Source organism: Streptomyces griseoflavus, from assembly GCF_014649995.1.
In the GTDB taxonomy this organism is placed as follows: Bacteria; Actinomycetota; Actinomycetes; order Streptomycetales; family Streptomycetaceae; genus Streptomyces; species Streptomyces griseoflavus.
Window position 1 is genome coordinate 244,586 of sequence record NZ_BMUC01000009.1, and the last position, 13,968, is coordinate 258,553.

The window sequence follows — 13,968 nt, forward strand, 5'->3', positions numbered from 1 at the left end:
CCTCGCTGTCGCCGGTGGAGTGGAGGGCCCATTCTCCACCGGCGGGTCTCAGCGCACCGCGCAGGCCCGGTCACCCAGCCCGAAGGCCGTCGGTGCCGTGTTCGCCGCCGATCTGGCGGCCGTGAAGCCGAAGGCGGCCGACGAACCCGGCGCGACCGTCGTGTTCCAGTCGGTGTTGCGTACCGTCACCGCGGGGCCGGACTGGGTGTGGGACCCGTTCCAGAGCTGGGAGATCCTCTGGCCGTCCGCGAAGGACCAGGTGAGGGACCAGCCGTTCCAGGGGGCCGGGCCCGTGTTGGTCAGCCGGACCTCGGCCTGGAAGCCGCCGTCCCACTGGTTGGTGATCCGGTAGGTCACCTCGCACGTGCCGGACGGGCCGGGGTCAGGGTCCGGATCGGGCCCGGTGTCCGACGTGTCGCCGTAGACGACGCCGCGGCCGTTGGTCGCCACGTACACGCGGCCGTAGACCCGCGGGTCGCCGGTGATCGCCGCTCCGGTCCAGCCCCACTGGTGGGCGTCGTCGTTGACGCGGGTCCAGGTCGCGCCCCGGTCCGTGGAGCGGAAGATGCCCCGCACACCGTCGATCTGCGCGCTGGTGAACAGGGTCTGGTACGAGGCGCCCGGTGCCGCCTTGCCGAAGCCGACGGTGTCGGCCTCGTCGACGCCCGGCAGTTTCGTGAACGACGCCCCGGAGTCCGTGGAGTGCCACAGACCGTACGGTCCGTCGCTCGCCCCGCCCGCCAGCCAGACGTCGCCCTTCGTGCCGGGGAGCGCCTTGAAGCGCACGCTGTCGCCGGCCGGGAGCCCCGTCGCCGCCGACGCCTTGAACGTCGCGCCGCCGTCCGTACTGACGTAGAACGTGCCGGACTTGAAGCCGTAGAAGGTCTTCGGGTCCACCCGGTCGGACTCGACGACCGCTCCGGACGGGATGCCGGACGACGGGGACCAGGAGGTGCCGAACCCGGTCGTGTGGTGCACGCCCGCGCCCTGCGGGCTCCACACGAACCGGCTGCCGTCGGCCGCCGCCGCGACCGTGCCGCCGCCGCTCACACCCGACGGGTCCGTCCCCGCGAACCAGTTGGCACCGTTGTCCGTGGAGAACGCGATGTGCGGGCCGGAGTCCAGGTTGCCGGACCGGACCACGATCCCCGGGTCGGACTCCGCGAAGTCCAGACTGGTCGTCGACATGAAGTTCGGCTGGGTGAACATCATCGGCGGCACCTTGGTGAGGTCCGTGTGCCGGAAGCCTCCGACGTCACCGAGCGCGCTGATCAGCGGGGCGCCCGAGGGAGGGGAGACCAGGTCGTTGACGGCCGTCTCCTCCAGACCCCGCACCATCGGGGTGATGGTGAACGACGTGTCCTCGTCCCAGTTCGTCAGGTTCTCCGTGCCGTAGACCGTCGCACCCGTCCCGTACATCATCCGGTCGGAGTCGAACGGGTCGATCTCCAGCGCCTCCGTCATCCAGCCCAGCTTCGGCGTCTGTTCGGGCGGGGACGGGTTCGCGCCCCAGGTCAGCCAGGGTGACGACGAGACATCCATCGTGTAGCGGTTCTGACGGTTCGGGTACGAGGTGTAGCTCCACGCCTGCGTCCACGTGCCGCCGCCGTCCGTCGAGCGGAAGATCTGCGTGTCCGGCCACCAGGAGCTGTACGCCGTCGCCATCACCGTGCCCGGGTTCTGCCGGTCCACGGTCAGTCCGCTGAAGCCGTAGTAGGTGTCGGCCTCCGCGACGGGACTGATGTCCGTCCAGGTGCCGGTCGCCGTGGCGTACCGGTACAGCCGGCCCTTGCCGCCGTCGTAGGGGCCGCCCGTGTCGCTGTACGCGAGGTACAGGTAGCCGTTCTCGGCGTCGAGGACGCCCTTGTGCGCCAGGTGGCCGGTGGGCTGCCCGGCGATCCGCTGCCAGGTGGCGCCCGCGTCCGTCGACCGGTAGACCGCGTTCTCCTTGTCGGCGACGCCGACGTAGACCGTCTTCGTCGCCGTCCCCGCGCTGCCCGTCGACTCGTCGAAGGTGACCCAGACGATGCCCTGGTTGTCGGAGGCGTACCCCGAGGTGTCGCTCGGGTCCTGGGCGTAGTTCCCGGGGTTGGGGAAGGACGTGACCCTGGACCAGCTCGCCCCCGAGTCGGTCGACCGCCACAGCCCGTTCCCGCTGGGCGCGCCCAGGTACAGCACGCTGTTGCGGTTCGGGTCGACCGCCAGGCGTTCGCCCATGCCGCGCCCCGGCATGTTCCCGCCCAGCTTGAAGGGCAGGTCCGCCTTCCGCCAGCTCGCGCCCCGGTCGGTGGAGCGCAGCACCGCGCCGTTGCCCGGGTCCCAGTCGTTGGTGTACGTGCCGACCGCCGCGTACACCCGGTCCGGGTCGGCGGTGTCGGAGGCGAGGCTCACCACGCCCGTGTGGCCCCAGTCGTCCCAGCCGACCGAGTCCAGCAGCGGGGTCCAGGTCTTCGAGGACTCCTGCCAGCGGTAGGCGCCGCCGATGTCGGTCCGGGCGTACGCCAGGTCCTTCTCACCGCGGTTGAAGACGATGCCGGGCACGAAGCCGCCGCCGTCGATGCGCGCGTTCTTCCAGGTGTAGGTGTCGGCGGCGAGCGAGGTGGCCGGCTCGGGGGCGCCGGCGGCCAGGGCGGGCGGGCCGCCGGCGAGCAGACCGGCCGCCAGCGCGAGCACGGTCGTGAGGATGCGGGTTCTTCGCACGGTGCGTTCCTTCCTCATGGGGGGAGGGGAGGTGGAGGGAGCGTGCGAGGACCGGGCGGCCCCGCGTGGGACGACAGGACCCACGCGGGGCCGCCCGGCCGGTGGTGGCCCCGGCGTCAGGTACCGGGGCCGGTACGCGGAGCGTCGGCGGGGGCTATTCGAGAAGCTCCGCGTACGAGCCCATGGCCAGGGCGATGTCGGCCTGGGCCCAGAAACGGTGGTACGTGAAGGTGGGCGCGGCACCGCCCGCCAGGTAGGACTCGATCTTCGACCACGCCGGGTCGTCCTGGTAGAAGGAGCGGATCGAGGCGAAGGTCGACGACGAGTTGATCGTGTCGCCGTTGGGCATGGTGCCGGTCCAGCCGCTCGGGACGTGGACCGGGTCGTCGAAGCGGTTGTAGTCGGCGCGGGTCTCCGGGACGGCGATGCCGAGCGCGGTCTGGTTGTTCTTCCACATGCCGTCCAGCAGCGCCTTCGCCGTGGTGGCCGCCTGCGTGTCACCGGAGCGGTCGGCGTAGTACGTCAGCGTCTTGGCGTACGCCGCGGCCACACCGACGTCGTTGGTGTAGTCGGCCACGGTGACGTGCAGCCCGCTGTTGACGCCGGGCGACGACGCGTTCCAGGTGTCGGGCTTGCCCGACCACCGCAGCGTCGACGGCATCAGGAAGGAGCCGTCGGGGTTGATCGTGGTCTCGGACAGCGCCCAGTCCACCCACTTGTCGAGGACCGACTTGGCGAGCGCGTTGCCGGTCTGCTGGTACAGCTCGGCGACCCGCTCCATCGACCACGCCTGGAAGCCGAACCACTGGTTGGACGGCGGGTCGTGGTAGACCGGCTTCTCGTCGTAGTGCATGCCGTAGAAGGTCGGCGTACCGGCCGGCGGGGTCGTGTACCGGCCCGCCCAGCTGTTGGTCGCGCCGCCCGCGATACCGCCCTCGTCGGACTGCAGCCAGCGGTAGAACTCCAGTTGCCGCTGCATCGACTTGGCCCAGTCGTCCGCGCCCGTCGCCGACTTCGGCTTCAGCGGCGCGTAACTGCTCAGCGCGTACGCGGCGAGGGGGTTCTGGTAGCCGCCGTGCGCGTGGCTGGAGCCGATGCGCCAGGCCCAGCCCGCCGAGGTGTCGGTGGCGCCGCCCCACGCGTAGTACCAGGACAGCAGGTAGTGCGAGGCGTCCTTGCCGGTGCCGGCCGGGCAGGACGGGCTGGTGCAGTTGCCGACCTTCTTGAAGTACTTGTCGTACATGGCGTAGCGCAGGTAGTCACCCATCTTCGCGGCCTTGGCGACCGTCGCGGAGACCTGGGAGCCCTTGCCCTGGTCCTTGGCCCACAGGTCCGCCCAGTACGCGGCCTGCACGGCCCGCGCGTCGGCGTCCGGGGCGTTGGTGAACTTCCACTGCTTGGCGTAGGACGCGTCCTTGGTGAACAGGTCCAGGTAGCCGTTCTTCCCGCCGTACTTGAAGGCGTCGCAGGTGGGCTGCGGGACGGTCTCCCACACCGACTCCTGCGGTCCGCGCTGGAAGGTGTTGATGTACGACGGTCCGGTGTCCGCCGGGCCCGCCTCGCACTTGCCGGGCGAGTTGCCGTAGCCGTACACGTTGTCGACGTCCTGGATCCAGTGCATGCCGTAGACGTCGTCCGTGCCGTAGGCGGACCTCAGCTCGGCCGCGATCGGGTCGGGGCCGACGGAGACGCCCGAGTCGAGCTGCGACGGGTACTCGTTCGGGGTGTCGTGCTCGGGCGCGTACGTGGCCGGCTTCGAGGCGTTGTAGAAGGAGTTCGTCGGCTGGTCGGCGTGGGTCGGGATCATGAACTTCTCCATGATGTCCCAGGCACCGTTGAACCGGGACCAGTCACCGGTGACCTTGCCGTACATCGCCTGCAGCCACAGCAGGTAGCTGTACGCCTCCGAGGTCGTCTCGTGACCGTGGTCGGGTGCCTCGACGATCAGCGTCTCCACCGAGTGGTACGGGATGCCCTCGGGGGAGAAGTAGCCGTTGGCCGGGTTGGTGATCTTCCCGTACAGCTCCAGGAAGCGCGCGTCGTACGTCTTCGCCGCGCCCAGCTGCGTCACCGTGACGGCCGCCTTGGCGTGGCCGGGTGCCGTGGACTCGAAGACCGCCGAGCCGCTGCCGGAGTCGTCGGCGGCGATCGTCACCCGCTGCGCGGTGTTCCAGTTGGACGGTGTGAAGGTGAGCGAGGCGCCGGAGGAGACCGACAGTCCCGTGTTGCCGCTCGCCCGCGTCGTCGTGACGGTCGTGTTCGCGCTCGGCTGCTTGGACAGCTTCACCTCGAACGTGCCGGACTCGCCCTGCTGGACGCCGAGTTGGGAGGGGGTGGCGACCACGGCGGGACCGGCGGCGACCGTGATGCCGACCGGCGTCGAGCTCGCGGAGGCGCCCATGCTGTCGTACGCCTTCGCCACCAGGGAATGACTGCCCACGGTCAAGCCAGCGACCGAAAGGGTGAAGGGGGCGCTGGTGTCGGTGCCCAGCAGCTCGGTGTCGTCGTAGAACTCCACCTTGGTGACCGTCGCCTGGTCGGCCGCGGCGGCGGTGGCCGCGAGCGGGACCGCCTCCCCCTGCGTGTAGACCGCGCCGGCCGCCGGGCTGGTCAGTACGGTGATCGGCGGCTGGTGGGCGCCGGCACAGGTGGTGCCGTTGACCGCGAAGGACGTGGGGGCCGCGTTGCTGCCGCTGTAGGTGAACTGGCCGCCGGCCGTGACGGCGGCGCCGGCGGCGATCCTCGCGTTGTACCCGGCGTTCTTCACGGTCACGGTGGAACCGGACTGCGACCAGGTGCCGTTCCAGCCGTTCACCAGCCGCTGGTTGCCGGTGTAGCCGTACGTCAGGGTCCAGCCGTCGATGGCCTCGGTCCCGCGGTTGGTGAGGGTCAGCTCCGCGGTGAACCCGGAGCCCCAGTCGTTCGCCTTGTAGTCGACGCTGCACTGGACAGCGGCCGCCTGGGCGGGGGTCGAACCGGTCGAGAGCATCGTCAGCGGCAGGGCCAGAGCCGCCGCCGCGGCCGTCAGCAGCCGCCGGACGCCGCCGCGTCTCCTGGGTGGGGCAGGTGGGGGATGCATGTGCTGGTTCCTCCTGCGACTCGGTCATTGTCAAGCCTTGAACCAGTGGGAGCGCTCCCATAGTGGGGACGGGGGGGTGAGCGGTCAAGCCTTGTGAAGAATCGAAAAGATTCGACGATTCGAGTCGCGTGAAAGTCGGTAGGCCCTCTGTTCTTCACCGTCGGTTGGCGCTAGCTTCAAGAGCACCAGTGGGAGCGGTTCCATCAGTCGACGCGTCCGCCACGACGCGTCCGAGCTGCAAGGAGTCGCTCATGCGCCACCCCCCGCGTTCAGTACTTTGAGCCACCCCGTGCACGTGTGGAGCACCTGACGCGGGATCGCTCCTCCCCGTGGGATCCCTGTGCCGTCGCGTGCTGCCCGGAACATCCGGCAGGCGCAGCGGACCCGTACGCACCGGGTCCGGACGGCACGCCCACCCCCGTAAGGCACCAGGCCGCGTGCTCGTCCGCGCGCGCCCCGAAGGACAGCCCCCTACGGATAGGAAACCCGCACCATGAGTCGCACCAGAACCGCGCTCCTCGCCGCCACGGCGCTGGTCGCAGGCGCCGCCGGGACGGCGATGGCAGCCGTCCCCGGCGACGTCGGCGCGGCCGCCGTCCCCTGCACCGTGGACTACCAGGTGCAGAACCAGTGGAACACCGGCTTCACCGCGTCCGTGAAGGTCACCAACAACGGCGCGGCGAAGTCGTCGTGGTCGGTGAAGTGGTCCTACGCCGGCAACCAGCAGGTCACCAGCGGCTGGAACGCCAAGGTCACCCAGTCCGGCGCGAACGTCACCGCCGCCAACGAGTCCTACAACGGCACGCTCGCCACCGGCGGTTCGGCCACCTTCGGCTTCCAGGGCACCTACAGCGGCAGCAACGCGGTCCCCGCCACCTTCACCCTCGACGGCGTGACCTGCAATGTCGACACCGGCGGCCCGACCGATCCGCCGGACCCGACCGACCCGCCCCCGCAGGGCGACCGGGTGGACAACCCCTACAGCGGCGCCAAGGTGTACGTGAACCCGGAGTGGTCCGCGAACGCCGCCGCCGAGCCGGGCGGCAGCCGCATCGCCAACCAGCCCACCGGCGTCTGGATGGACCGCACCGCCGCCATCAACGGTGCCAACGGCAAGATGAGTCTGCGTGAGCACCTCGACGAGGCCCTGCGGCAGAAGGGCTCGGGCGAACTGGTCTTCCAGGTGGTCATCTACAACCTGCCCGGCCGCGACTGCGCCGCCCTCGCCTCCAACGGCGAGCTCGGCCCGACGGAGATCGACAAGTACAAGACGCAGTACATCGACCCGATCGCGGCGATCCTCGGCGACGCGAAGTACGCCTCGCTGCGGATCGTCACCACGGTCGAGATCGACTCCCTGCCGAACCTGGTCACCAACGTCTCGCCGCGGGCCACCGCCACGCCCAACTGCGACGTCATGAAGGCCAACGGCAACTACGTGAAGGGCGTCGGCTACGCCCTGAACAAGCTCGGCGACGTGCCCAACGTCTACAACTACGTGGACGCGGGCCACCACGGCTGGCTGGGCTGGGACGACAACTTCGGCGCCTCCGCCGAGGTCTTCAAGCAGGCCGCCACCGCCGAGGGCGCCACCGTCGCCGACGTGCACGGCTTCATCGCCAACACGGCCAACTACAGCGCGCTGAAGGAGCAGCACTTCACCATCAACGACAACGTGGCCGGCAAGTCGGTGCGCGAGTCGAAGTGGGTCAGCTGGAACCGCTACGTCGACGAGCTGTCGTACGCCCAGGCCCTGCGCGAGAAGTTGGTCTCGCTCGGCTTCGACTCGAAGATCGGCATGCTGATCGACACGTCCCGCAACGGCTGGGGCGGGGCGAACCGGCCCACCGGACCCGGTGCCACGACGAGCGTGGACACCTACGTCGACGGCGGACGCTACGACCGCCGCTTCAACACGGGCAACTGGTGCAACCAGTCGGGAGCCGGCCTGGGCGAGCGGCCGAAGGCCTCCCCCGAGCCCGGGATCGACGCCTACGTGTGGATGAAGCCCCCGGGCGAGTCCGACGGGTCGAGCAAGGCCATCGACAACGACGAGGGCAAGGGCTTCGACCGGATGTGCGACCCCACGTACACCGGCAACCCGCGCAACGACAACAACATGTCGGGCGCCCTGCCCGACGCCCCCGTCTCCGGGCACTGGTTCTCCGCCCAGTTCCAGGAGCTGATGAAGAACGCCTACCCGCCGCTGTCGTGACGGGCTGAACCCCCGGTCCGCCGGGTCCGGGCCCCAGTGGCCCGGACCCGGCGGACCGCCGCACGCCCTCACCCCGGATCCGTCCTTGCGGAAGCGGCAACATCGTTTGCCCGCGCCCGGTGCGTCGTCGCACGCTGGCGGCATCCGAGCGGAGAGGCTGACCCCCATGGCGCACCACCACGACAACGACCGGCACGGACACGGACACGGGCACGGACACGGGCACGGACACGGGCACGACGACGGCGACATCGACTGGGCCGAGATGGCCCACCTGCTCGAAACGCAGGCGGAACTGTTCAGCCCGCTGTACGAGCACGCCCTGAGCTGGCTGGCGAAGGAGGTGACCGAACCGGGACTGATCGTGGACGCCGGCAGCGGTCCCGGCGTGATCGCGTGCCTGTTCGCCGAGACCTTCCCCGGCGCGCGGGTGGTGGCCGTCGACGGCTCCGGGCCGCTGCTGGAGCGCGCCCGCGCACGGGCCGAACGCGAGGGCTTCGCCGACCGGTTCGGCACCGTCACCGGTGAACTCCCGGACGTGCTCGGCGAACTGGACTACCCGGCGGACCTGCTGTGGGCCAGCCGCAGCGTGCACCACCTGGGCGACCAGCGGGCCGCGCTGGCCGCCTGCGCCGAACGGCTCGCCCCCGGCGGCACCCTCGCGGTGATGGAGGGCGGGCTGCCCGCCCGTTTCCTGCCCCGTGACATCGGATTCGGCCGGCCCGGGCTCCAGGCACGCATCGACGCGGTGGAACAGGACCGGTTCAGCCGTATGCGCGCCGAACTCCCCGGCTCGGTGGCCGCGGTGGAGGACTGGCCCGCCCTGCTGGTCTCGGCCGGCCTGCGCCACACCCGCTCACGCACCTTCCTGCTGGACCTTCCCGCCCCGGCCACGGACCGCGCCCGCGCCTACGTGGCCGCCGCGCTCACCCACACCCGCGACCACCTCGCCGAGTACCTGGACGCCGACGACCGCGCCACCCTCGACCGGCTCCTCGACCCCGGCGACCAGGCGAGCGTGCACCACCGGCCGGACGTGTTCGTCCTCGCGGCCCACACGGTCCACTCGGCGGTGCGCCCCGTGTGACGGCTTGACCTGGAGAGCGCTTCAAGTGATGGACTCCCCGGCACACGACGAGACACAGGGGGTTCCCATGACCGACGACACGCGGGTCACGCTCATCACCGGAGGTGGCTGGGGGTCCCCCCGGCTCGAGCGAAGCCGAGAGGTGGGGGAGGGATCGGCGCCGCCGTCGCACGGCGGCTGCTGGACCAGGGACAGCGGGTGGTCGTCACCGGGCGGGGAGAGGAGCGGCTGCGCGGTTTCGCCAAGGAACTGGGCGAGCCCGAGGGGCTGTTGACCGTCCGGGGCGATGCGGCGGTGTACGACGACGTGCGCTCAGCGGTCGACACCGCGCTGACGGAGTTCGGCCGGCTGGACACCGTCGTCGCCAACGCGGGCTTCGCCACCCACGACTCGGTCGCCGAGGGAGACCCCGCCGGCTGGACCCGGATGGTGCTGACCAACGTCCTCGGTCCCGCGCTGCTGATCAGGGCGGCCGTCGACGCGCTGAAGGAGACCCGCGGACGCATCGTCCTGGTCGGCAGCGTCGCCGGCTTCGTGCCGACGCCGGGCAACCTGTACGGGGCGACCAAGTACGCGGTGACCGGGCTCGCGGAGAACACCCGGCGGCAGGTCACCGAGTGGGGCGTGGGCGTCACCCTGATCGCGCCCGGCCGTGTGGAGACCCCCTTCTGGGACGCCTACGGCGGCCTCCCGCCCGGCCACCTGCTCACCGCCGGTCAGATCGCCGACTCGATCGTGTGGGCCATGGCGCAGCCCGCCGGAGTCGACGTCAGCACCGTCGTCGTACGGCCCCTCGGGCAGCCCAACTAGACATGGGGGCGGCCTCCCCGCACCGGGGAGGCCGCCCCGCGTGACGTCAGTTGACGTCCGCCGGGTCCGAACCGATCCGCCGGTCCTCGTTGAGGGCGCTGATCGCGGCGAGGTCCTCGTCGTCCAGGACGAAGCCGAAGACGTCGATGTTCTCCGCGATCCGCGACGGCGTCACCGACTTCGGGATGACGACGTTGCCCAGCTGGAGGTGCCAGCGCAGCACCACCTGGGCCGGCGTGCGGCCGTGCTTCTGCGCGATCGCCACGATCGCCGGGATCTCCAGGATGCCCTTGCCGGACCCGAGCGGCGACCACGCCTCCGTGGCGACGCCCTGCGCGGCGTGGTACTCACGCGCGGCCCGCTGCTGGAGGTGGGGGTGCAGTTCGATCTGGTTGACCGCCGGGACGACGGACGTCTCGGCGATCAGGTGCTCCAGGTGCGACGGCAGGAAGTTGGACACGCCGATGGCGCGGGCCCGGCCGTCGGCGTACAGCTTCTCGAACGCCTTGTATGTGTCGACGTACCGGCCCCGGGCGGGCGTCGGCCAGTGGATGAGGTACAGGTCCACGTAGTCGAGGCCGAGCTTCGACAGGGACGTGTCGAAGGCGCGGAGGGTGGAGTCGTAGCCCTGGTCGCTGTTCCACAGCTTGGTGGTGACGAAGAGGTCCTCGCGGGGGACGCCCGAGCGCGCGAGGGCCCGGCCGGTGCCCTCCTCGTTGCCGTAGATCGCCGCGGTGTCGATGCTGCGGTAGCCCGCTTCCAGCGCCGTCGCCACGGCCGTCTCGGCCTCCGCGTCCGGCACCTGCCAGACGCCGAACCCCAGCTGAGGCATCTCGACGCCGTTGTTCAGGATGATCGGGGGGACCTTGCTCACGAGCTCTCTCGATCCTTCGGTGGTGGTCGGCTGTTACCCCCATCGTCAACGATCACGGCCCGTGGCGCATTCCTGACCGGAGAATTCACGCGCGGTAGAGCGCCTCGATCTCTTCCCCGTACGTCTTCTCGATCGCCCTGCGCTTCAGTTTCAGCGACGGTGTGAGCAGCCCGTGCTCCTCGCTGAACGGCTGCGCCAGGATGCGGAACGTGCGGATCGACTCAGCCTGCGAGACCAGGGTGTTGGCCGTGACCACCGCGCGCCGCACCTCCGCCTCCAGGTCCGCGTCGAGCACCAGCTCGGCCGGCGGAATCGGCGCCTTGCCGCGCATCGCCAGCCAGTGCTCCACGGCCTCCTGGTCGAGGGTGACCAGCGCGGCGACGTAGGGGCGGTCGTTGCCGACCACGATGCACTGGCCGACCAGCGGGTGGTCCCGCACCCGCTCCTCCAGCACGGCCGGGGAGACGCTCTTGCCGCCGGAGGTCACCAGGATCTCCTTCTTGCGCCCGGTGATGGTCAAGTAGCCGTCGCCGTCCAGGGATCCGAGGTCGCCGGTGGCCAGCCAGCCGTCGTGCAGGGTCTCGCCGGTGGCCTTGGCGTTGTTCAGGTAGCCCTGGAAGACGTTGTCGCCGCGCAGCCAGATCTCGCCGTCGTCCGCGATGCGCACGGTCACCCCGGGGACGGGCCGGCCGACCGTGCCGTAGCGGGTGCGCTCGGGCGGGTTGGCGACGGCCGCCGCCGTCGACTCGGTGAGCCCGTACCCCTCGTAGACGTGCACGCCGGCCCCCGCGAAGAACAGCCCGAGCCGGCGGTCCATCGCCGAGCCGCCCGACATGGCGTGCCGGATCCTGCCGCCCATCGCCGCGCGGATCCTGGTGTAGACGAGCTTGTCGAAGAGCTGGTGCCGCATCCGCAGCGCCGCGGACGGGCCGGGCCCGATGCCCCAGGCCTTCTCCTCCATGGCGTCCGCGTATCGGACGGCCACGTCGACGGCCTTCTCGAAGGGCCCCGAGCGGCCCTCGCGTTCGGCCTTGCGCCGGGCGGCGTTGAACACCTTCTCGAAGATGTACGGCACGGCCAGGAAGAACGTCGGCCGGAAGGCGGCCAGATCGGGCAGCAGGGCCGCCGCGTGCAGCTGCGGCTGGTGGCCGAACCGCACCTTCCCGCGGATCGCCGCGACCTGCACCATCCGCCCGAAGACGTGCGCGAGGGGCAGGAAGAGCAGGGTGGACGCCTCGTCGCCCCGGCGGGAGCGGAACACCGGCTCGTAGCGTGCGATGACGGTGTCCGCCTCGTACATGAAGTTGCCGTGCGAGAGCACGCAGCCCTTGGGGCGGCCGGTGGTGCCCGAGGTGTAGATGACCGTCGCCACCGAGTCGGGCGTGACCGCCTGCCGGTGCCGGTGCACCACCTCGTCGTCGAGGTGGGCGCCCTCGTCGTACAGCTCCTGCACCGCGCCCGCGTCGAGCTGCCACAGCCGGCGCATCCGGGGCAGCCGGTCGATGACGGTGGCGATGGTCATCGCGTGGTCCTCGTGTTCCACGATCGCGGCCGTCACCTCCGCGTCGTGCAGCATCCAGTAGCACTGCTCGGCCGAGGACGTGGGGTAGACGGGCACGACCTGCGCGCCGACGGTCCACAGCGCGAAGTCGAACAGGGTCCACTCGTACCGGGTGCGGGACATGATCGCGACCCGGTCGCCGAACCGGACTCCGCCCGCGAGCAGGCCCTTGGCGAGGGCGAGCACCTCGTCGCGGAACTCGGCGGCGGTCACGTCCCGCCAGCGGCCGGTGTCGTCCTTGCGGCCGAGCGCGACCCGCGAGGGGTCCTCCTCGGCGTACCGGAAGACCACGTCGGCCAGACCGCCCACCGGAGGCTCCAAGGCCAACGGAGGGTTGGTGAACTCGCGCAAACCCCGCTCCCCGCTCCTCGGCGCCCGGACTGCCGCGGGACGCCGTCGTCCCGCGGGGCGCCGTGAAAGCTACCCCACGCCGACGGAGGGCGGGAGGGGGCCGGAGAACCGGCGCGGTGGCCGTCCGCGCTGGTCAGCGGGAGAAAAAGCGCGCACAAGGGGAAGGGCCGGACAGAAACCTGACCGTCGAGCAAGTTTCGGTGGAGCTATCTCCACCGAATCTGTACGACCCCATGACCGGCCCTTGGGCCGGCACGGCGGCCCCCCGCCGGCCCCGGCGTGCGCACCGCCCCGACCGTCACCCCCGTCCGCCGCGGTGCAGCCGGTCGCCGCCCGCGAGGATCGCCGCCGCCAGCGCGTCGGCGGCGCCCCGCGCGGCGGGCCGGTGCCGGCCGTGCACCACCACGAAATCCACCTCGCCCGGCTGCGGCAGCCCCGCACGGTCGGGCACCCGCTCCAGCCCCGGGGGGATCAGCCCCCGCGAGTGCACCATCACGCCCAGCCCGGCGCGGGCCGCCGCGAGCAGACCGTTGAGACTCCCGCTGGTGCAGACGATCCGCCACTGACGGCCCTCCCGCTCCAGCGCCCGCAGGGCCAGGGCCCGGGTGATGCCCGGCGGCGGGTAGACGATCAGCGGCACCGGACGGCTCGGGTCCACGCGCAGTCCCGGCGTACCGATCCACACCAGCTCGTCGTGCCAGACCAGCTCGCCCCGGGGATCCTCCGGCCGCCGCTTGGCGAGCACCAGGTCGAGTCCGCCCGCGGCGAGCCGCTCGTGCAGGGTGCCCGACAGCTCGACCGTCAGCTCCAGATCGACCTCCGGGTGCTCGTGCCGGAACCGTCCGAGGATCTCCGGCAGCCGGGTCAGGACGAAGTCCTCCGACGCGCCGAACCGCAGCCGCCCGCGCAGACGCGTCCCGGTGAAGTACTGCGTCGCCTGCTCGTGCACGTCCAGGATCCGCCGGGCGAAGCCCAGCATGGCCTCGCCGTCCTCGGTCAGCTCCACCGAGTGCGTGTCCCGGCTGAACAGCTGCCGCCCGGTCGCCCCCTCCAGCCGCCGCACGTGCTGGCTCACCGTCGACTGGCGCAGCCCGAGCCGTCGCGCCGCCTGCGTGAAGCTCAGCGTCTGCGCCACCGACAGGAACGTCCGCAACTGGGTCGGGTCGTACATGACACCCCAGGATAGCCACGGCCATCGCGGAACGTGATGACAGTGAGAGCGGTGTACCCGATTCCCGATCACGGGCGGAGGGAGCAGGATGGGACGGCACGACATCCGGCAGGGAACACA

At 71.1% G+C, this 13,968-nt stretch carries 8 protein-coding genes; 3 read left to right on the forward strand and 5 right to left on the reverse strand.

Annotated features, from left to right (window positions below; all coding sequences use genetic code 11):
- Positions 1-48 precede the first annotated feature (48 nt).
- The gene (locus tag IE172_RS20640; protein ID WP_190098729.1) at positions 49-2,700 is read right to left on the reverse strand and encodes a cellulose binding domain-containing protein; all 2,652 of its coding nucleotides are present in this window, start codon (positions 2,698-2,700) and stop codon (positions 49-51) included.
- A gap of 154 nt (positions 2,701-2,854) precedes the next feature.
- Positions 2,855-5,779: a glycoside hydrolase family 48 protein gene (locus IE172_RS20645; RefSeq protein WP_190098730.1), complete on the reverse strand. Its 2,925-nt coding sequence runs from the start codon at positions 5,777-5,779 to the stop codon at positions 2,855-2,857.
- Positions 5,780-6,272: 493 nt separating this feature from the next.
- On the opposite strand from IE172_RS20645, the gene IE172_RS20650 reads away from it, so the two are divergent.
- From IE172_RS20650 to IE172_RS20660, 3 genes are all read left to right on the forward strand, one after another.
- Positions 6,273-7,994, forward strand: coding sequence for a glycoside hydrolase family 6 protein (locus IE172_RS20650; RefSeq protein ID WP_190098731.1), 1,722 nt, complete (start codon positions 6,273-6,275; stop codon positions 7,992-7,994).
- 166 nt (positions 7,995-8,160) lie between these two features.
- Positions 8,161-9,081: a class I SAM-dependent methyltransferase gene (locus IE172_RS20655; RefSeq protein ID WP_190098732.1), complete on the forward strand. Its 921-nt coding sequence runs from the start codon at positions 8,161-8,163 to the stop codon at positions 9,079-9,081.
- 108 nt (positions 9,082-9,189) lie between these two features.
- Positions 9,190-9,891, forward strand: a complete 702-nt coding sequence (locus IE172_RS20660) for an SDR family oxidoreductase (RefSeq protein ID WP_190098803.1) — start codon at positions 9,190-9,192, stop codon at positions 9,889-9,891.
- A 46-nt stretch (positions 9,892-9,937) separates the two neighbouring features.
- On the opposite strand, the gene IE172_RS20665 is transcribed toward IE172_RS20660, so the two are convergent.
- The 3 genes from IE172_RS20665 to IE172_RS20675 all read right to left on the reverse strand — a co-directional run bounded on the left by IE172_RS20665 (position 9,938) and on the right by IE172_RS20675 (position 13,848).
- Positions 9,938-10,765 carry an aldo/keto reductase gene (locus IE172_RS20665; RefSeq protein ID WP_306432798.1) on the reverse strand — a complete coding sequence of 276 codons (828 nt, stop codon included), beginning with the start codon at positions 10,763-10,765 and terminating at the stop codon, positions 9,938-9,940.
- Positions 10,766-10,850: 85 nt separating this feature from the next.
- On the reverse strand, positions 10,851-12,677 hold the full coding sequence (locus IE172_RS20670; RefSeq protein ID WP_190098733.1) for an AMP-dependent synthetase/ligase: 1,827 nt from the start codon (positions 12,675-12,677) through the stop codon (positions 10,851-10,853).
- Between the two features lie 298 nt (positions 12,678-12,975).
- Positions 12,976-13,848, reverse strand: coding sequence for a LysR family transcriptional regulator (locus tag IE172_RS20675; protein WP_190098734.1), 873 nt, complete (start codon positions 13,846-13,848; stop codon positions 12,976-12,978).
- Positions 13,849-13,968: the final 120 nt, after the last annotated feature.